The sequence below is a fragment of the Streptacidiphilus sp. EB103A genome, assembly GCF_041261405.1.
In the GTDB taxonomy this organism is placed as follows: Bacteria; Actinomycetota; Actinomycetes; order Streptomycetales; family Streptomycetaceae; genus Streptacidiphilus.
On sequence record NZ_JBGCAQ010000025.1, the window covers coordinates 125,636 to 143,975 of the forward strand.

The following is an 18,340-nucleotide window of genomic DNA, read 5'->3' on the forward strand; positions in this document are numbered from 1 at the left end:
AGTGCCGGTCAGCCCTGGGCGCTGAGGGTGAAGCTCTGGGAGACGCCGCCGGTGCAGGTCCACTGCTGCAGCCGGGCCCCGTCCGCGGTGGAGACGCCGGTGACGTCGAGGCACTCGTTGGCGCTGCTGCGGGGGCTGAAGCTGTAGCTCCCGTCCGCGTGCTGGACCGGCAGCCACTGCTGGTTGGTCCCGCCGCCGTAGGACCAGAGCTGGATCGGGACGCCGTCCCCGGTCGCGCCGGAGCCACCGGTCACGTCCCAGCCCACCGTGGCCGCGTTGCGGGTGACCACCTTGTAGTAGCCGCTGTCCGTGGGCTGGAACTGCCACTCCTGGTTGGTGTTGCCGCTGCCGCAGGTCCACTGCTGCACGGCGGTGCCGTTCGCGGTGGCGCCGCCGGTGGCGTCCACGCACTTGCCGCTGTTGGTGTTCGCCACCTGGTACCAGGCGCTGGAGTTGATGCCTCCGGTGCCGCCGCTGCCGAGGGGCGGCCAGGTGAAGGTGGCCACCGCCTTGGCCGGCAGGGTGTAGCTGAAGGACTGCCCGCTCTCGGAGACGTTGAAGGTGTGGGCGTTGGCGGTGTCGGCGTTCAGCACCACGAGGGCGGTCGACCCGTCCGGGTTGCGGAAGGCGACGTCCTCCACGTTGCCGCTGCCGAAGGTGTTGGAGTCCAGGCGCACCGCGCCCGGCTTGACGAACTTGCTCGCCTGCCCGAGGCCGTAGTACTCGGCGTTGTAAGTGGCGCCGCCGGTGCTGTTGTTGACGGTGACCACCCCGGTGCAGGTGGTGCAGTTCATCGACGGGCCGCCGCTCGGGTCCAGGGCCATGTTCCAGGTGACCACGGACTTGGCCCAGTTGCGGGTGGCGCCGATGATCAGGTTCTCGGTCTGCCAGTCCAGCGAGTCGGAGAAGGTGTTGGCGGTGTTGGCCGACTGGCTGCCGGAGCACTCGGTGAAGTACGTGTCCTTCGTCGGGAAGGAGTTGTGCACGGTGGTCTGCGCACTCGGGACGCCTCCGTAGCAGTGCCAGGCCACCCCGGCGGTGTACTGCGCGGCGGCGGAGTTGCCCAGGATCGTCGAGGGGAAGGTGGTGTCGTCCCAGTTGTGGTCGTAGGCCAGGATCCCGGTGCTGAGACCGGCGGCCTTGATCGCCGGACCGAGGTAGTTCGCGATCAGCGCCGCCTCGTTGCTCGCCGAGAAGGTGGAGCCGGGGTAGTTGGACGGCGAGTACTCGGGCTCGTTCTGGGGGGTGATCAGCGAGACGGGCACGCCGGCCGCCTTGTAGGCCTGCAGGAACTTCACCAGGTAGTTGGCGAAGGCCTGGTAGTCGGCGGTGTTGAGGGTGCCGCCGATCATGGAGCCACTGGTCTTCATCCAGCCGGGGGCGCTCCAGGGGGTGGCCATCACGGTGGTGGCCGGGTTGAGCTGCAGGGCCTGCTGCAGCAGCGGCAGGATGTAGGCGTTGTCGTGGGCGACGGAGAACTGCGACAGGCTCGTGTCGGTCTGCCCTGCGGGCACGTCGTCGTAGCTGTAGAGCGAGCGGGCGAAGTCCGAGGCCCCGACCGGCTGGCGCAGGAAGTCCAGGCCGATGCCTGCGCTGGGGTCGAACAGTTTGGACATGATGGTGTTGCGCTGCGGGGAGTTGGCGATCAGCCAGGCCGAGGAGTCGGTCAGCGAAGCCCCGAACCCGGTCATGGTCTGGTACGTGGCAGACGGGTTGACCGTGATCGTCTGACTGGCCGACCCGCTTCCGGCGGCGAAGGCCGTACCGGTCTGCGGAGCCAGCAACTTGCTCTGGTCGGCGGTGGTCTCCCAGACCGACACGGCAGTTGCGGCCGCCGTCGCGGCATGGGCCGCTCCCAGCCCCATGACCGATGCCGGAACCAGCGCGGCTGTGGCCAGCGACGCCGAGATGAACCTGATGCGGGACACGATGCTCCTTACTCAGCGCTCCTGAAACAAAATGAAACAATTCCTGGAACTCAACTGAAACAGAGCAAAGACCAGTTGGCGGAGAGCTGTCAATGCATCCAGCAAAAAGGCAGGTTCCGGAACCGTCGGGGCTGCCGACGCCTTCCCATGAAACGAAATGGTGTAACAGAACCCCACTCCAGCGCAGCGGACGCCGGTCGGCCCCTGGCCTATTCGGTCGCGTACATGCCATGCTGCAGGTGGCGCCCCGTCAACGCCCGGTGCGGGGCGCCACACACTTGTGCTGCCATGGCGGGGCCGGAACATGCGTCGGCCCCGTCGACGGGGGATGCGACGGGGCCGGGCGATCAGCGCTAGCTGACATGCCAACCAGTATGCAGGGTTACGGACCGACTGTCAGCCGAGTCACGAAAGAATCACGGTCAGGGTTCCGGTCGGGCGCCAGTAGTGGGCGCGCTCCTGCCGCCGTCCTGGGTTAGTCTCCCGGGGTCGGTGGACGAAGGGGAGTTGGGATGGCCGTGGTCGAGTTGCGGACCGAGCGGCTGGTGCTGCGCGGCTGGCGGGACGAGGACCTGGAGGCGCTGGTCGAGTTGGACTCCGACCCCGAGGTCATGCGGTACGTCGGGGACGGGAAGCCCAGGACCCGGGAGGAGGCGGCCGCAGGGTTCGACCGCTTCCGGGCGACCTGGGCGGAGTTGGGCTACGGACTGTTCGCCGTGGAACTCGCGGAGACCGGCGAGCTCACCGGGTGGACCGGTCTGGCGGTTCCCACATTCCTGCCCGAGGTCATGCCCGCCGTGGAGATCGGCTGGAGGCTGTTCCGCCGTCACTGGGGCCAGGGCATCGCCACCGAGGCGGCCCGGGAGGCGCTGCGCTTCGGCTTCGAGGAGGCGGGGTTGGAGCGGGTGGTCAGCATCTGCCATGTGGACAACGAGCCCTCCCGCCGCGTCATGGAGAAGCTCGGCATGCGTCAGGACCGGCTGACCTCCGTGCCCGCCCACGGCAAGCAGGTACGGGTGCTGGCGATCACCAGGGACGAGTACGAAGCGATCCGGAGCGTCTGACTGCATCCGTATCCAGGACGCGATCTCTGACCCGGGACAGCGAAGGAGGTGCGCACGCCGGTATTGCCCGGCGCGCGCACCTCACAGGTCTCCGCGAACGGTCAGTTGTGGCCGTACCGCTTCTCCTTCTTCCGCGCCATCGGCTGTGACGAGGAGGGCATCAGCATCGGCTCGGTGTTCTCGAGCGCCGGGTCCTGGGCGTACTGCCCGGGATGGGCGGCGGTGCCGTGAGTCTTCTGCTGCTTGCGTTCGCGGTTCTTGACCTTCGACATGGGATGTCTCCTGCATGGTCTCGGATGCACAGCACCCGCATGGAGCAGGTGCATTTCCACCGTGGCAGCCGTCGCGCAGTCGCGCATCTCGAAGCGCTACGCAGCGTTACGATCAAGGGAATTCGCGGCGGCGACTCTGGGATTCCGTTCGCCGCTACCGGGATCTATCGGTAGTGCTCCGGCCTTCAGGCCGAGGTGACGCGGATCGCAGGGCTTATCGCCCTGGCCACCGCGGCGCTGACGGGCCTGTGCTTCTGGCGGATCCGCGGCCGACTCGACTGACGGAGCATCACACCAGGTCGGGCGTCAGGATGTTCACGCCGAACGCGGTGAGCTGCTCGACGACCGCGTCGTGGGGGTCGGCGTCGGTGATCAGTCCGCTGATCTCCTCCCAGGGCAGGACGCGGTAGCGCGAAGCCGTGCCGATCTTCTCGGAGGAGGCCAGGACGTAGGTGTCCGCCGCGCGGGCGGCCAGGGCGCGTTTCATCGCGGCCTCCTCGGCGTCGCCGGTGGTCAGTCCCGCTTCGGGATGCACGCCGGTGACGCCGAGCAGGCAGAGGTCGGCGGAGACGTTCTGCGCGGCCTCGACGGCGGCCGCGCCGCAGGCGACCGCCGAGTGCTTGAAGACGCGGCCGCCGAGCAGGAAGAGCTCCGCCTGCGGATGGTCGAGCAGGGCGGCGGCGATGGTCGGGCTGTGGGTGATCACGGTGCAGGGCAGGTCCTGCGGAAGCGCGCGGACGACGGCGAGGGCGGTGGTGCCGCCGTCGAGGATCAGCGCACTGCCCGGCCGCACCAGCCCGGTGGCCACCGAGGCGACCTTCCGCTTGCCGTCCGGGGCCACGGTCTGCCGGGCGGCGTAGTCCGCCGTGGCCGGCGAAGCGGGGAGCGCCCCGCCGTAGACCCGCTGGCACAGTCCCTCGGCCGCGAGATCGCGCAGGTCGCGCCGCACGCTGTCCTCGGAGATCCGCAACTCGGCGGCGACGTCCTTGGCGACGATCTTGCCCTCGCGGGCGAGCAGCCCCAGCAGGTGGTCGCGTCGCTCGGCAGCCAGCATTCGCATTCTCTCCTGTTCTTGCACGTTTCTGCATGTATCGTAGCGCCCATGAGCGTGAACCCCCGCCCCGGCGTCGACACCCCCGACCACCGCGGCCGCGTCGGCCTCGACCGGGCCGGCCGCGGCCTGGACCGCAACCCCGACGTCGTGGTCCGCGACGTCGAGCTCACCTCCCAGGGCTGGCACGTACTGCGCCGCACCACCTTCGACTACCGTCGCCGCGACGGACGTTGGGTCACCCAGCGGCACGAGACCTACGACCGCGGCAACGGCGCGGTCGTCCTGCCCTACGACGCCGAACGCCGCTGTGTCCTGCTGACCCGCCAGTTCCGCTACCCGGCCTACGTCAACGACCACCCCGACGGCATGCTCATCGAAGCCGCCGCAGGCCTGCTCGACGCGGACGACCCGCCGGCGGCGGTACGGCGCGAAAGCGCCGAGGAACTCGGCGTCACCCTCGGCCCGCTCACCCACGTCCTCGACGCCTACATGAGCCCCGGCTCCGTCACCGAACGCCTGCACTTCTACGCGGCCCCCTACACCGCAGCCGACCGCACCGGAGCGGGCGGCGGCCTTGAGGAGGAGGGCGAAGACATCGAGGTCCTCGAAACACCCTTCGAGGAAACCCTCGCCATGATCCGCGACGGACGCATCACCGACGGCAAGACCATCCTGCTCCTGCAATGGGCGGCCCTGAACGGCCCCTTCGCCCCCACTACGGCACCCGGCCGCGTCGGCGTGGAGGCAGACTGGCGGGTATGACCGTCTCCCTGCACCACATCGTGGTCGATGCCGTCGATCTGCCCGGTCTCGCCCGCTTCTGGGCCGAGGTGCTGGACTGGCGGATCCTTTCCGAGCGGGAACGCGAGGTGGTGATCGGACCTGCTGTGGACGCCCCGGTGGGCATCTGCTTCATGACGGCGGCGCAGGGCAAGGCGGTGAAGAACCGGTTGCATCTGGACCTGAACCCCGGCCCGGGGGAGCGGGAGGCGGAGATCGTTCGGATCCTCGCGCTCGGGGCCAGTCGGGTGGAGATCGGTCAGCTCGGGACGGAGTCCTGGACGGTGCTGGCGGACCCCGAGGGCAATGAGTTCTGCGTGTTGCGCGAGAAACGGACGCTGATCGGCTGAGACACCGGTGGATCTTCCCGGGTGCGGACCGTGCCCGGGTCGCGCAGCCTGGGTACATGGAGAATCCCGACCCGATCGTCATCGTCCTCCCCCCTGAGACCGGCCCGGACGGTACCGGGCGCCGGGTCCAGCTCGGCCACAACATCGTGGCCCTCGCCGAGAGCCGGGCCGATGTCGAGAAGCTGCTGGAGATGGCCGGTCTCACGGAGTGGTTCGAGCTGGACCCCACGATCGTCGAGTGGCGGCTCGGCGGGCCCGACGACTGGCCGTCGGAGGAGACCGCGCCGGGTAGTTCCTGGTCGTCCGGCGATTCGTTCTCCTGAAAGGGCGCCCCGCATGAGCAGCAGCGCCGAGATCCAGGCGGACGTCCTGAAGTCGATCCGCAGCTACCTCAGCGCAGGCGCGCCCTTCCACCCGACGGCAACTGACCTGTGCCGGTTCAAGCCCTACGGTCGGCAGGACACCGAGCAGGCGCTGCGCGATCTCGCGGACGCGGGCACGATCGGGGTCGCCATGCCGCAGGGCAAGCCCCGGCGGGTGAGCTGGGTTGCGACCAACTGACCTCACTCACTCGGACCCCGGCCGCGATCAGATCGCGTAGCTCCAGACGGTGATCATGTAGGCGCCGTACCAGCAGCCGAAGACGATCGCCACGGTCAGGGTCAGCACGGCCGTGCGGGTACGGGTGCGGGCGATGGCGCGGGCGAGGGGGACCAGGAAGACCAGGGCGGGGAGCAGCAGGCGGAGCTTGGAGTGGTAGTAGTTGCTCTGGCAGAGCGTCAGGATCACGATGCTGGTGCCGTAGACGACCAGGGGCGGCCAGCTGCCGCGCTGCCAGGTGACCAGGGTCGCGCAGACCAGGGCGATGAGCAGGACGGCGGTGCTGACCGGGACCCAGCCGTCGCCGGTGGCCAGGGTCTGGACCAGGAAGTCCCAGATGGCCCGGCCGTTGTCCCACTGGGTTCCCCAGCCGGCGCCCTGGATCTGGAACCAGGCGTCGGCCCGGCCGACCCGCAGCGCCACCCAGAGCAGGTAGAGCGGGGTGCCGGCGCAACCGAGGGCCAGGGCGGCGAGCGGGCGCCAGCTGATCCGGCGCTCGCGCACCAGGTGCAGCAGCACCGCCACGCCCAGCGCCGCGACGGCGGCGACTGCGGCCGGCCGGGTCAGGCCGACGAGCAGGGCGAGCAGGCCCGCGGTGAGCCAGGCCCGGCGGTGCGCGGCGAGCAGCATCCCGGCGGCGAGGGCCAGGAACAGCGACTCGCTGTAGGACATCAGGAACACCAGGGACATCGGCTGAGCCGCGGCCAGCAGCACCACGGCGATGATCGAGGTGCGCCGTCCGTACAGCCGGCAGAACAGCAGCAGCACCACGATCAGCGCCGCGATCAGGGCGAGGTTGGCGGTGACGATGCCGGCCGTCGGGACGTCCAGACGGGTGATCCCGTGCACGGCCCGGACCAGCATCGGGTAGAGCGGGAAGAACGCCAGGGTGTTGCCGGTGAGCTTCCCGGACGGGTCGTAGCTGAAGCCGTGCGGGTAGCCGTGGGCGGCGATCTCCAGGTAGAAGCCGCCGTCCCAGGTGGTCAGCCGGTTCTGCAGGCTCGGGCCGCCGGCCGGGATCATCGCGGACAGCACCAGTAGGTGCGCGGCCGTCGTCACGGCGTAGACCGCGAACGCGGGCCACACCAGGGCGGCGATCCGGCGGACCCTGCTCCGGGACGGGGCGGCGTGCTGCGGTGCCGGGGCGTCGCCGGCCGCCGCGGCATCCGCTTCGGTGGTGCTGCTGGTCATCGTCGGCCGTGCCGTTCGGGTCGCGTCGGGGTCACCCCGCTGCGCGGGACGGCGCTCAGTTTTTCACATCCGGCCGACCGGGACGGGGAAGCCGGCCCCGAAACGGCCGGACGGAGATTTCACCTGATCGTGCGAGCTCGCCTCGACCCGGGGTCCTGCGGGGTGTGCACGACCTAGCGTGAGGAGAGATCCAGGTACGGATTCCACGTACGGATCCCACGTTGGGACCGCTCGACGAAAGGCCCGGCCCGCATGCCTCAGCCCTTCACGCTTCCTGACTTCTACATGCCGTACCCGGCACGGCTCAACCCGCACCTCGAGAGCGCCCGCGAGCACTCCAAGCAGTGGGCGCGCGACATGACGATGATCGAGGGGTCGGGGATCTGGGACGAGGCGACCTTCGACGCCCATGACTACGCCCTGCTCTGCGCCTACACCCACCCCGACTGCTCGGCCGAGGAACTGGCGCTGGTGACGGACTGGTACGTCTGGGTGTTCTTCTTCGACGACCACTTCCTCGACATCTTCAAGCGCACCGGGGACATGGCCGGGGCCAAGGCCTACCTGGACCGGCTGCCGCTGTTCATGGCAGAGGGCACGGATGGCACGGAGCCGGCCAACGCGGTCGAGCGGGGGCTGGCCGACCTCTGGGCGCGGACGGTGCCGTCGATGTCGGCGGACTGGTGCGGGCGGTTCCGCGAGAGCACCCGGGCGCTGCTGGAGGAGTCCCTCTGGGAGCTGGGCAACATCAACGAGGGCCGGCTGTCCAACCCGGTCGAGTACATCGAGATGCGGCGCAAGGTCGGCGGCGCGCCCTGGTCGGCGGATCTGGTAGAGCACGCCGTCGGCGCCGAGGTGCCGGCCCCGATCGCGGCGAGCCGGCCGATGCAGGTGCTGAAGGACACCTTCGCCGACGGGGTGCACCTGCGCAACGACCTGTTCTCCTACCAGCGCGAGGTCGAGGACGAGGGCGAGCTCGCCAACTGCGTGCTGGTACTGGAGAAGTTCCTGGGCTGCAGCACCCAGGAGGCCGCCGAGGCCACCAACGACCTGCTGACCTCACGGCTGCGGCAGTTCGAGCACACCGCGCTCGCCGAGGTACCGCGGCTGCTGCTGGAGAGCGGGATCGACCCGCGGTCGTCCCTGGACGTCGGGCTGTATGTGAAGGGCCTCCAGGACTGGCAGGCCGGCGGGCACGAGTGGCACATGCGCTCCAGCCGCTACATGAACGGCCACGCCGGGGGCGCGGACGGGGCCGGGGACGGCGCGGCCGACGCCGCGGCCGCACGGCTGCTGTCCGGGCCGCTGGGGATCGGCACCTCGTCGGCCCGGCTGCTCGGCTCGTTCGCGCAGTCGCTTCCGCATCGGCTGCGGCAGCACGGCAACGTCCCGTACCGCCCCGTCGGCCACCTCCCGCTGCCGGACTTCACCATGCCTTTCCCGCTGCGGATGAGCCCGCACCTGGACGCCTCCCGGGCGCACACCCTGGAGTGGGCCGCGCGGCTGGGCCTGACCGGCGCAGGCGGCGTCTGGACCGAGGACAAGCTGCGCGGCTACGACTTCCCGCTGTGCTCCGCGGGGATCCACCCGGACGCGACCCCGGAGCAACTGGACCTCACCAGCGACTGGCTGGCCTGGGGCACCTACGGCGACGACCTCTATCCGCTCCTGTTCGCCCGCGGCACCGACGGCGGAGCCGCCGCCAAGGCGTGCACCGAGCGGCTCTCCCTGTTCATGCCGCTGGAGCCCGACGCACCGACGCCGCCGCCGACCGGCCCGCTGGAGAGCGGGCTGGCCGACCTGTGGTTCCGTACCGCGGGGCCGATGGACGCGGAGTCCCGGCGCCGGTTCCGGGACACCGTCGAGTCGATGACGGACAGTTGGCTGTGGGAGCTCGACAACCAGCGGCTGAACCGCATCCCCGACCCGGTCGACTACATCGAGATGCGTCGCAGGACCTTCGGTTCGGACCTGACGATGAGCCTGTCCCGGATCTCGCACGGCCGGACGGTCCCGCCCGAGGTCTACCGCAGCCGTCCGGTGCGTTCCATGGAGAACGCCGCGGCCGACTACGCCTGCCTGCTCAACGACGTCTTCTCCTACCAGAAGGAGCTACAGTTCGAGGGCGAGGTCCACAACGGGGTACTGGTCGTCGAGTCCTTTCTGAGCTGCGACCGGGAGGCCGCGGTCCAGATCGTCAACAACCTGATGACGGCCCGGATGGAGCAGTTCCAGCACATCGTCGAGCTGGAACTGCCCACCCTCTACCGGGACTTCGACCTCTCCGCGGAGGCCAGGAGCACCCTCGACGGCTATGCCGCCGAGCTGAAGGACTGGTTGGCCGGCATCCTCAACTGGCACCGCGGCTGCTACCGCTACGACGAGGCCACGCTCCTGCGCCACGCGGGCGCCACCGTGCTCTCTTCGGGAGGCGCACTGCGACGACCGACCGGCCTGGGCACCTCGGCGGCCGGCCTCGCGGACGCGCTCCGAGCCGGCACCGTCATCGTCCCGGCGCAGCGGGGACTGGCGGCGCGGCGCTGACCGTTCCCCCGACCCCGGAGAGCACGTCCAGGGCGCGGTCCACGTCCGCCGAGGTGGTGTAGAGGTGGAAGGCGGCGCGGAGGTTGCCCGCGCGGCTGGACATCACCACTCCGGCTCGGGCCAGTTCGGGGGCGGCGGTGCCCAGGCCGGGAGTTGACACGATGGCGGACTCGCCGGGGACCGGGCGGTGCCCCAACTCGGCCAGGCCGGCGCGGAAGCGCTCGGCCAGGGCCAGGTTGTGGGCGCCGATCCGGGCCGGGGTGAGCTCCTCGATCAGCGCCAGCGACGGGGCCGTACCCGCGAAGGCGTGCCAGGCCGGGGCCACGTCGAAGCGCCGCGCGCTCGCGGCGAGCCGCACCGTGTCGTAGCACTCCGCCCAGGGGTCCTCGCCCGCGTACCAGCCGGGCGCGATCGGCCGCAGCGTGGCCGCCGCCTCGGGGGAGACCGCGAGGAAGGCGGTGCCGCGCGGTGCCAGCAGCCACTTGTAGGCGCCGCAGACCAGGTAGTCGACCTGGTCGGCGCGGATCGGCAGCCAGCCCAGCGCCTGGGTGGCGTCCACCAGCAGCCGGGCCCCGTGCGCGGCGGTCGCGGTCCTGAGCGCGGTGAGGTCGGCGACCCGTCCGTCCGCCGACTGCACCGCGCTGACCGCGACCAGGGCCGTCGACGGACCGACCGAAGCGGCCAGCTCCTCCAGCGGGACGGTGCGCACGGCGAGGTCGCCGCGACCGTGGAACGGCTGCGTCAGCGAGGTGAAGTCGCCGCGCCCCAGCAGGACTTCGGCCCCGGCGGGCAGGGCCGCCGCGACCAGTCCGACCAGCGGCGAGACCTGTGCGCCGATCGCCACCTGCTCGGGCTGCGCCCCCACCAGCCGGGCGAAGGCGGCCCGGGAGGCGCCGACGGCGACGTCGTAGCCCACCGGATTGATCCGACCGGCCGCCCACTCCGCGAGGTCCGCGACCAGCGCGGTGCGGGTACGGACGGGCGGCAGACCCATCGAGGCGGTGTTGAGGTAGACGGTCTCCGGCGCGAACTCGTCCGGTGCGAGGGAGGGGATCTGGTCAGAGGTCATGGAATCAGCATCACCGCAGCCGATCGATAAGACAACGGCGATTTTTGCATCCCATCTCCAAGTAATCCTTATACTATTTCAGTGCCTCCAGCTGCGCGGTGAGCGTGGGAACGTCGCGGAACGTCAGGCCGATCGCCGCCACGTGCTTCCAGCGCAGCACCCCCTCCGCGTCCACCACGAACACCGCTCGGCGCAGCATGCTGCCCAGGCCGATCCCGTACGCCGCCACGGCCGTGCGACCGGTGTCGGCGAGCAGTGGCATCCGCAGCTGGTGCTTGCGGGCGAAGCTCTCATGGCTCTCGATGCCCTGCGGGCTGATGCCCCAGACCGTGGCGCCCAGGTCGGTGAAGGCCTCGAAGCCGGACGAGTACGAGCACAGCTGCTTGGTGCAGGTGGCCGTGTCGTCGCCGGGGTAGAAGGCCAGCACCACGGGGTGGCCGCGCTCCGCGGACAGCGTCAGCTCGGAGTGCACCAGCTCGCCGTCGACGAGCTGCACCGCGGGCAGGGTGAAGTCGGGGGCAGCGCTGCCGACCTCGGGGGATTTCGCCATGGGGTCTCCGGAGCTCCGTATGCAGATGTGAGAGGGAACAAACGGATCATTCCCTCCCGGAACCAAAAAGGCCATACCCACCCGCCCGTCAGGGCGACAGGCCGAAGGTGATCCGGTAGCCGGCCTCCCCGGTCGCGGTGAAGGTGCTGGTGGCGTCGTCGTCGACGTAGGAGTAGGCGAACGGCTCGGCCCGCTTGAAGTCGGCCGCGTAGTCGACCGGCCACTTGGTCGGGTCGCAGGCCGAGCGCGGCGCCCACTGGCCCCGGCAGCAGTACTGGTCCGTCCCGAAGATCCCGCACGGCGACTCGCAGCCGACCACGGCCCCGCCGGCGTGGATCTGCAGCGCGGCCGGGCAGACCACGGGCCTGGTGCAGCCGGCGGCTGAGCAGCCGTGGGAGCTGATCGCGTCCGTGGAGGTGCCGCCGAGCTGGTTGATCCACATCGGCAGGTTGGATCCGTCGACCATGCTGACGTCGTAGAAGTCCAGCCCGCTCCAGGCGTTCAGGTTGAACTCGGCCAGCGTCGCCGGGATGGAGCCGTACCCGGGGCACTGGAATCTGCCGCCGCAGTCCCCGGTCTGGCAGTGGCCGGTCCCCGAGGCGTTGAAGGCGCATCCGGTGCGGCCCCAGAAGCGACCGTTCCAGTGGTCGGGGACGGAGACGGTCAGCGACTGACCCGGCTTCAGCACCCAGCCGGTGGTGGTCAGCGCGGGCTGGGCGGTCTGCTGCCCGGCCGCGACCCAGACGGTCTGCGCGACCGCGTTGACGAAGGTGACGTTGCGGTGGCCCGCGGCAGCAGCGGGAGCGGAACCGGCGGAGGCCGGGGCGGTCGCGCCGGAGGCGGACGAACCGGAGGAACGGGCCGCCGAGGAGGAGGGCGAGGGGACGGGGGTAGCCTGTGCCCGCACGGAAGCAGTCGCGCGGGGGGACGCGGAGACGGACGGGGACGTGGAGGCGCCCAGCCCGGTGGCCGACGGGTCCGACGGGCTCGTCGGGCTCGACGGGTTCGCCGCCGAGACCAGGGCCGAGGCGGTCCCCGGCTGACCCGAGGTGGTGCTCATGACGACGCACAGCGCCGCCACCCCGGCGGCGGCCAGGGCCACCCACCACTTCCAGTGACCGGAAAGGCGTCCTTTACTTCGCAGCTCTTTACTTCGCAGTCCCTTGTTTTTCAGTCCTCTGCTTCCCATGCACAGGAGACGCGCGGGGCGCCGCGCGACAACAGAAATCCCATAGGTTTCCGTTGTCCGCGGCGCCTCGTAACGTCTCCTGTTCAGCGGGGCCCCGCACACCGGGCGAAGGGATACGGAACGACATGAGCGCAGGCGGACGGACCAGAAGGAGCGGGACGGCGAGCGCGGGCACGGTGCTGGCCGCCCGCGAGGGCGACGCCCGGGCCCTGGACCTGCTGGTGGCCGAGTCGCTGCCGCTGGTCTACAACATCGTCGGCCGCGCCCTGGACGGGCACCCGGACACCGACGACGTGGTCCAGGAGACCCTGCTGCGGGTCGTCCGGGGGCTGGGCGACCTGCGCGAACCCGAGTCCTACCGGTCCTGGCTGGTCGCCATCGCGGTGCGTCAGGTACGCGACCGGGAGCGCGAGCGGAGCAGTTCCCGCAGCCACCAGGCCGGCCTGGAGACGGTGGCGGAGATACCCGACCCGGCCTCGGACTTCACCGCGCTCACCGTGCTCCGGCTCGGCCTGACCGACCAGCGCCGCGAGGTGGCCGAGGCGACCCGCTGGCTCGACGAGGGCGACCGGGCCCTGCTCGCGCTCTGGTGGCTGGAGGAGACCGGCGAGATCAGCCGCCCGGAGCTGGCCGAGGCACTGGGGCTCTCCCCGCGGCACGCCGCCGTCCGGGTCCAGCGGATGAAGGAGCAGATGCAGACGGCCCGGACCATCGTCCACGCGCTCCGGGCCGAGCCCGGCTGCCCGGGTCTGCATGAGCTCACCCGGGTCTGGGACGGTGCGCCGGGGCCGCTCTGGCGCAAGCGGCTGGCCCGGCACATCCGCGAGTGCGGGATCTGTGACGGGCAGGGCACATCGCTGTTCCCGGTCGGGCAACTGCTGGGCGGGCTCCCGCTGCTGCCGGTGCCGCCGACCCTGGCCGCCTGGGGTGCCCGAGGCGCGCAGAGCGCCCTGCCGCATACCGCCGTGCTGCGCCACGGCCACCGCGCGGCATCGAAAGGACGGGCACTCTCGCGCGGCAGGGTGTTGCTGCACGGCAAGGCCTTCGCGGTCTCGGCCACCGCCACCGGGGTCGCCGCCGTCGCGGCGGGCGCACTGGTGGTGTCGGGGCTGGGCGGCAGCCCGGCCGCGGACGTCCGCCCGGCGGCCGCGGACCGGCCGACCACGGCGGCACCGGTGCTGCCGGTCACGCCGTCCGTTTCGCCGTCCCGTGCTGCCGCCTCCCGCAGCGCCAGCCCGTCCGGTACTCCGTCGAAGACACCGGCCGCCTCGGCCGCGGCGGCGGTCCAGGCGCCGGTCACCCCGGTGAGCTCGTCCAGGAAGGGGGTCAGCGCCTGGAGCTTCAACGGCGTCGACAGCGCCCTCACCCAGTCCGGGGCCGGCTGGTACTACACCTGGTCCACTACCCATGCGGGCATCACCGCGCCGTCGAGGATCGGGTTCGTCCCGATGATCTGGGGCTCGGGATCGGTCACCTCGACCGCGCTGGCGCAGGCGAAGAGCTCCGGCCCGTATCTGCTGGGCTTCAACGAGCCCGACATGTCGGCGCAGTCCAATATGACGGTCGATCAGGCATTGCAGCTCTGGCCGCAGTTGGAGGCATCCGGGAAGATCCTCGGCAGCCCGGCGGTCGCCTACGGGGGCGACACCGCCGGGGGATGGCTGGACCGGTTCATGAGCGGGGCCAAGGCGAAGGGCTACCGCGTCGACTTCATCGCCCTGCACTGGTACGGCAGCGACTTCACCACCGCCGACGCGGTCTCCCAGCTGCGCGGCTACCTCCAGGCCGTCTACAACCGCTACCACCTCCCCATCTGGCTGACCGAGTACGCGCTCATCAACTTCTCCGGCGGCAGCAGCAGTTACCCGACCGGGCCGCAGCAGGCCGCCTTCGTCACCGCCTCCACCCGGATGCTGTCCGGGCTGTCCTACCTCCAGCGCTACGCCTGGTTCGCCCTCCCGGCCTCGGACTCGGCCCCCAGCACCGGCCTGTTCCGCAGCGGCCCAGTAGCCACCGATGCCGGACGGGCGTTCGAGAGCGCGGGTGGATAATACGGTGCGCCCCTGCCGGAGGAGGAAGCCATGTCCGTCACATCCGCCCCAGCGTCAGGTACTTCCTTCGCACGCCTGCGTGCCGAGGAGTACGGCTACTTGGACCGCAAGGGCCACATCTACCTCGACCACACCGGTGCCGGACTGCCGGCGGAGTCCCAACTCACAGCCCACGCAGGGCGAATAACCAGCGACTGCTACGGCAACCCGCACTCGGAGAACCCTACCGCCGCCGCCTCGGACCGGCTGGTCGCGGAGACCCGCGCGGCCGTGCTGCGCCACCTCAAAGCCGACCCGGAGGAGTACGCGGCGGTCTTCACCGCCAACGCCAGCGGTGCCTGCCGGGTCGTCGGCGAGGCCTACCGCTTCGGCCGTGGCAGCCGGTTGGTGCTGCCGCTGGACAACCACAACTCGGTCAACGGCCTGCGTGAGTTCGCCCGCGCCAAGGGCGCGCACACGGTCCATGTGCCCTTCGCCGGACCCGATCTGCGGATCTCGGAGGAGGCCCTGCTGCAGGCCCTCGGCTCGCGCACGCTGCGACGCCCCGGCTCCCGGCGCGGCCTGCTGGCCTACCCCGCGCAGAGCAACTTCACCGGGGTGCAGCACCCGCTGGAGTGGATCGAAGCCGCCCAAGGTCTGGGCTACGACGTACTGTTGGACGCGGCCGCCTACCTCCCGAGCAACCAGCTGGACCTCGGACGGGTCCACCCCGACTTCGTGACCGTCAGCTGGTACAAGGTCTTCGGCTACCCCACCGGCATCGGCTGTCTGGTCGCCCGGCGCGAGGCACTGGCCCGACTGCGGCGACCCTGGTTCTCCGGCGGCACCATCCAGGTCGTCAGCGCCCAGGGCGAGTGGCACCGGATGACCGACGACGAGACCGCGTTCGAGGACGGTACCCTCAACTTCCTCAGCATCCCGGACGTGGCGACCGGGCTCTCACACGTCCAGGGCATCGGGATGGACGCCGTCCACGAGCACGTGACCAGCCTGACGGCCGGTCTCCTCGACGGACTGCTCGCCCTTCGCCACAGCAACGGCGCTCCGCTGGTCCGCCTCTACGGACCGGAGACCACCGAGCGCCGCGGCGGCAGCGTCACCCTCAACCTGCTCTACCCGGACGGCACGGTGGTGGACGAACGGATCGTCAGCCGGGAGAGCAGCGCGCGCGGCATCTCGCTGCGGACCGGCTGCTTCTGCAATCCCGGCGCGGGCGAGGGGGCCTTCGGTATCCCGCGCCGGCTGCTGTCGGGCGCGGTCCGCCGCACCACCGGCACCATCGACGACTACCTGACCCGGCTCGGACTGCCTTCGGGCGGCGCGGTCCGGGTCTCGCTCGGCATCCCCTCCAACCGGGCCGACGTCGACGCCTTCCTCGGCTTCCTGGCCGACGCGTACCGGGACCGTCGACGCGGGGACGAGCAGCTCAGCCCGCGACTGCGCTGCTGAGGGCGGTTTCCCGGGGTTCGCGAGGGCCGGCTCCGCGGACCCGGGGACAGCGCCGGGCCAGCACGGCCCACGCCCCGGCCAGGAACAGCACGGTGAAGCCGCCCAGCCAGATCCAGCCGCGCGCCGTCGGCCCGCCGAAGGTGTCCCCGTACGAGGCGAGCAGCGGCGGTCCGAGCGGAGAGCGACCGTGCGCCCAGAGCGCGTTCAGACCGATGCCGCTACCCAGCGACTCGAACGCCCAGCGGTTGGTCATCGCCCAGCTCAACGCCCAACCGGGCCAGGCCATCTGCGGAACCGGGACGAACGCGCCGGAGAACAGCACCTGCGGGAAGCAGAGCAACGGCAGCATCAGGGTAGCCTGCCCCGGCTCCGACACCGCCGCCGACGCCAGCAGGCCCAGCGCCAACGCCGCGGCGGAGGCCAGCACCGCGGTTGCGAACAGCGACCCGTAGACCGACCAGTCGGCGGCCGGCAGCCGGTTCAGGGCGCGCAGCACCACCAGCAGCAGCGCGTCGGCCGCCGCCAGCACCGGGAGCAGCACGGTCGCCTTCGCCAGCACGTACGGGCCCAGGCGGAGCACCGTCAGCCGCTCCCTGCGGACGACGGCGATCTCGGTGCAGATCTGCAGCAGGCCGTAGGTGAGGCCGAAGAAGAAGGTGCCGAAGGCGATCCAGAAGAGGATCATCGCCGCGGTACCGGGGCTCGGATCCGCCGGGTCGAACGCACCGGCACGGAACAGCATCACGAACATGGCGACGATCATCACCGGCGAGCCGGCCAGCACCGCGACCGACAGCCGATTGCGCAGCATGATGTCCGCGCTGCGCCGGGTGAGCAGAGCCCACTGCCCCACCGCGCCGAGCGGGCGGGACGGCGTGGGGCGGAGTGACTGGGCCGGCGCCGGCCCCTCGGGCTCCGGGGTGTCCTCGTCCGCGTGCTCGGCGGTTTCCTCGGTCACCGCCCCGTACACCTCCTCGACGGTCTCGACCCCGAAGCGCGCGCTGAGCCCTTCCGGCGGGCCCAGGTAGATAAGTCGTCCGTCCGGGCTGAGAAATCCCACACTGTCGCAGCGCGACAGATCCGCCGGGGTGTGGGTGGTGAGCACCACCGCCGTGCCCTCCCGGCTCAGATCCCGCAGCAGGGTGATGAGTTCGGCCCCGGTCGCCGGGTCCAGGCCGGACGTCGGCTCGTCCAGGAAGAGCACGGCAGGGCGGGTCAGCAGTTCCACGGCGATGCTCGCGCGCTTGCGCTCGCCGCCGCTCAGCAGCCCGACTCGCAGCCCGGCCCGCTCGGTCAGTCCGAGCGCGCCGAGCACCCGCTCCACCGCCGCCGCCACCTCGGCGGTCCCGGTCCCGGACGGGAGCCGCAGCCGGGCCGCATACTGCAGCGTCCGGGCCAGCGGGAGGTCCCGGTGGATGATGTCGTCCTGCGGCACGAACCCGAGCTCGGTCTGCGAACCGCCTGCCGGGACGTCGGGCCGCCACACCGCTCCCCGGTCGGGGGCCCGGACCCCGGCGAGCGTCTCCAGCAGCGTGGTCTTCCCCGCGCCGCTGCTCCCCGCCAGCGCCAGCAGCTGTCCGGGCATGACCGTCAGCGATATCCCCCGCAGGATCTCCCCGCCGCCCCGGGCGTCCACTCCCACCCGCCGCGCCACGATCCGGGCCGCCCCGGGCACCGCCCCGGACCTGGTCGTCTCGTCGTACCCCTGCATCTGACTCCCCGCCACCTCTGCCACGCCGCCGCCGCTCCCGGTCGGGGCCAGAGCCTATCCGCTGTGCGACCCGGGCCCCGACGGGACGTCAACGACGGTGAGGTACAGCGTCTGGGTGGGGGAGGCGGGGCGGTGAAGTTGGTTGGCGGCAGCGGCGGGTGGCTTATATGGCGCCACCGTTGCCGCCCTCCGCCGTCCGTGGCTTGTTGCTGTTGCTCGCTTCGCTCGCGGCGACAGGAGCAGGGGAGGGTGCGGGCGGCGCGCCGTTGCCGGGCGGCGGGGCGGTTGGTGGTGCCTGCGGAAACGATTCTTCAGGTAGGTGTCCTATGCATTTGGGGTCACTCGACCTACTTTGGGGTCACTCGTCCGACGAATTCTGCCGTGTATGTCCGATATGTCGTCGATTCAGTGACCCCAAAGTAGGTCGAGTGACCCCAAATCACGGCTCATACAAGATTTTCGTAGCTGGTGATCGTCCAGGGGTCGTTGTTGGTGGGGTGGGTGGTTGTGGTGCGTCGTGAGTGGGCGGCGAGGATGA

General features: G+C 71.0%; 16 protein-coding genes. 8 read left to right on the forward strand and 8 right to left on the reverse strand.

Going from position 1 to position 18,340, the window contains the following annotated elements; all coding sequences use genetic code 11:
• Positions 1-8: 8 nt before the first annotated feature.
• A complete protein-coding gene (locus ABH941_RS34330; protein WP_370133657.1) occupies positions 9-1,928 on the reverse strand; it encodes an RICIN domain-containing protein in 1,920 nt (639 codons plus the stop codon).
• Positions 1,929-2,440: 512 nt separating this feature from the next.
• Here ABH941_RS34330 and ABH941_RS34335 point away from each other — a divergent pair.
• Positions 2,441-2,992: a GNAT family N-acetyltransferase gene (locus ABH941_RS34335; RefSeq protein WP_370133660.1), complete on the forward strand. Its 552-nt coding sequence runs from the start codon at positions 2,441-2,443 to the stop codon at positions 2,990-2,992.
• Between the two features lie 101 nt (positions 2,993-3,093).
• On the opposite strand, the gene ABH941_RS34340 is transcribed toward ABH941_RS34335, so the two are convergent.
• Both ABH941_RS34340 and ABH941_RS34345 read right to left on the reverse strand, forming a co-directional pair.
• Positions 3,094-3,264, reverse strand: a complete 171-nt coding sequence (locus ABH941_RS34340; protein ID WP_370133662.1) for a hypothetical protein — start codon at positions 3,262-3,264, stop codon at positions 3,094-3,096.
• A gap of 289 nt (positions 3,265-3,553) precedes the next feature.
• On the reverse strand, positions 3,554-4,318 hold the full coding sequence (locus tag ABH941_RS34345) for a DeoR/GlpR family DNA-binding transcription regulator (RefSeq protein ID WP_370133665.1): 765 nt from the start codon (positions 4,316-4,318) through the stop codon (positions 3,554-3,556).
• 54 nt (positions 4,319-4,372) lie between these two features.
• On the opposite strand from ABH941_RS34345, the gene ABH941_RS34350 reads away from it, so the two are divergent.
• From ABH941_RS34350 to ABH941_RS34365, 4 genes are read left to right on the forward strand one after another with little or no spacing between them, the layout of a single operon-like run.
• Complete coding sequence (locus ABH941_RS34350) at positions 4,373-5,080, forward strand: NUDIX domain-containing protein (protein WP_370133705.1); 708 nt, start codon at positions 4,373-4,375, stop codon at positions 5,078-5,080.
• Entirely contained in the window at positions 5,077-5,448 is a 372-nt protein-coding gene (locus tag ABH941_RS34355; protein WP_370133666.1) for a VOC family protein, read from the forward strand. Before ABH941_RS34350 ends, ABH941_RS34355 begins: the two co-directional genes overlap by 4 nt.
• A gap of 56 nt (positions 5,449-5,504) precedes the next feature.
• Positions 5,505-5,771, forward strand: a complete 267-nt coding sequence (locus ABH941_RS34360) for a hypothetical protein (protein ID WP_134009063.1) — start codon at positions 5,505-5,507, stop codon at positions 5,769-5,771.
• 13 nt (positions 5,772-5,784) lie between these two features.
• A complete protein-coding gene (locus ABH941_RS34365; RefSeq protein ID WP_370133669.1) occupies positions 5,785-6,009 on the forward strand; it encodes a hypothetical protein in 225 nt (74 codons plus the stop codon).
• Positions 6,010-6,036: 27 nt separating this feature from the next.
• On the opposite strand, the gene ABH941_RS34370 is transcribed toward ABH941_RS34365, so the two are convergent.
• Positions 6,037-7,239, reverse strand: coding sequence for a hypothetical protein (locus ABH941_RS34370; protein ID WP_370133671.1), 1,203 nt, complete (start codon positions 7,237-7,239; stop codon positions 6,037-6,039).
• A gap of 252 nt (positions 7,240-7,491) precedes the next feature.
• On the opposite strand from ABH941_RS34370, the gene ABH941_RS34375 reads away from it, so the two are divergent.
• Positions 7,492-9,783, forward strand: a complete 2,292-nt coding sequence (locus ABH941_RS34375) for a germacradienol/geosmin synthase (protein WP_370133673.1) — start codon at positions 7,492-7,494, stop codon at positions 9,781-9,783.
• On the opposite strand, the gene ABH941_RS34380 is transcribed toward ABH941_RS34375, so the two are convergent.
• The 3 genes from ABH941_RS34380 to ABH941_RS34390 all read right to left on the reverse strand — a co-directional run bounded on the left by ABH941_RS34380 (position 9,743) and on the right by ABH941_RS34390 (position 12,504).
• On the reverse strand, positions 9,743-10,852 hold the full coding sequence (locus ABH941_RS34380; protein WP_370133675.1) for an aminotransferase class V-fold PLP-dependent enzyme: 1,110 nt from the start codon (positions 10,850-10,852) through the stop codon (positions 9,743-9,745). The genes ABH941_RS34375 and ABH941_RS34380 overlap by 41 nt on opposite strands.
• Before the next feature lie 73 nt (positions 10,853-10,925).
• Positions 10,926-11,402 (reverse strand): peroxiredoxin, encoded by a 477-nt coding sequence (locus tag ABH941_RS34385; protein ID WP_134009055.1) that lies wholly within the window; start codon positions 11,400-11,402, stop codon positions 10,926-10,928.
• A gap of 88 nt (positions 11,403-11,490) precedes the next feature.
• Positions 11,491-12,504 carry a thaumatin family protein gene (locus tag ABH941_RS34390; protein WP_370133678.1) on the reverse strand — a complete coding sequence of 338 codons (1,014 nt, stop codon included), beginning with the start codon at positions 12,502-12,504 and terminating at the stop codon, positions 11,491-11,493.
• Positions 12,505-12,716: 212 nt separating this feature from the next.
• Between ABH941_RS34390 and ABH941_RS34395 the strand changes: the two genes are divergently transcribed.
• Positions 12,717-14,642: a sigma-70 family RNA polymerase sigma factor gene (locus tag ABH941_RS34395; RefSeq protein WP_370133681.1), complete on the forward strand. Its 1,926-nt coding sequence runs from the start codon at positions 12,717-12,719 to the stop codon at positions 14,640-14,642.
• A 30-nt stretch (positions 14,643-14,672) separates the two neighbouring features.
• A complete protein-coding gene (locus tag ABH941_RS34400; protein WP_370133683.1) occupies positions 14,673-16,091 on the forward strand; it encodes an aminotransferase class V-fold PLP-dependent enzyme in 1,419 nt (472 codons plus the stop codon).
• Here the strand turns inward: ABH941_RS34400 and ABH941_RS34405 are convergent.
• The gene (locus ABH941_RS34405) at positions 16,069-17,826 is read right to left on the reverse strand and encodes an ATP-binding cassette domain-containing protein (RefSeq protein WP_370133686.1); all 1,758 of its coding nucleotides are present in this window, start codon (positions 17,824-17,826) and stop codon (positions 16,069-16,071) included. The two genes, ABH941_RS34400 and ABH941_RS34405, sit on opposite strands and share 23 nt — an antisense overlap.
• Between the last annotated feature and the right edge of the window lie 514 nt (positions 17,827-18,340).

Bases quoted from the DNA above. Each gene is read 5' to 3' on its own strand.
- ABH941_RS34380 (WP_370133675.1), bottom strand. From the start codon at position 10,852: ATGACCTCTGACCAGATCCCCTCCCTCGCACCGGACGAGTTCGCGCCG.
- ABH941_RS34335 (WP_370133660.1), top strand. From the start codon at position 2,441: ATGGCCGTGGTCGAGTTGCGGACCGAGCGGCTGGTGCTGCGCGGCTGG.
- ABH941_RS34395 (WP_370133681.1), top strand. From the start codon at position 12,717: ATGAGCGCAGGCGGACGGACCAGAAGGAGCGGGACGGCGAGCGCGGGC.
- ABH941_RS34345 (WP_370133665.1), bottom strand. From the start codon at position 4,318: ATGCTGGCTGCCGAGCGACGCGACCACCTGCTGGGGCTGCTCGCCCGC.
- ABH941_RS34360 (WP_134009063.1), top strand. From the start codon at position 5,505: ATGGAGAATCCCGACCCGATCGTCATCGTCCTCCCCCCTGAGACCGGC.
- ABH941_RS34400 (WP_370133683.1), top strand. From the start codon at position 14,673: ATGTCCGTCACATCCGCCCCAGCGTCAGGTACTTCCTTCGCACGCCTG.
- ABH941_RS34370 (WP_370133671.1), bottom strand. From the start codon at position 7,239: ATGACCAGCAGCACCACCGAAGCGGATGCCGCGGCGGCCGGCGACGCC.
- ABH941_RS34365 (WP_370133669.1), top strand. From the start codon at position 5,785: ATGAGCAGCAGCGCCGAGATCCAGGCGGACGTCCTGAAGTCGATCCGC.
- ABH941_RS34355 (WP_370133666.1), top strand. From the start codon at position 5,077: ATGACCGTCTCCCTGCACCACATCGTGGTCGATGCCGTCGATCTGCCC.
- ABH941_RS34340 (WP_370133662.1), bottom strand. From the start codon at position 3,264: ATGTCGAAGGTCAAGAACCGCGAACGCAAGCAGCAGAAGACTCACGGC.
- ABH941_RS34385 (WP_134009055.1), bottom strand. From the start codon at position 11,402: ATGGCGAAATCCCCCGAGGTCGGCAGCGCTGCCCCCGACTTCACCCTG.
- ABH941_RS34375 (WP_370133673.1), top strand. From the start codon at position 7,492: ATGCCTCAGCCCTTCACGCTTCCTGACTTCTACATGCCGTACCCGGCA.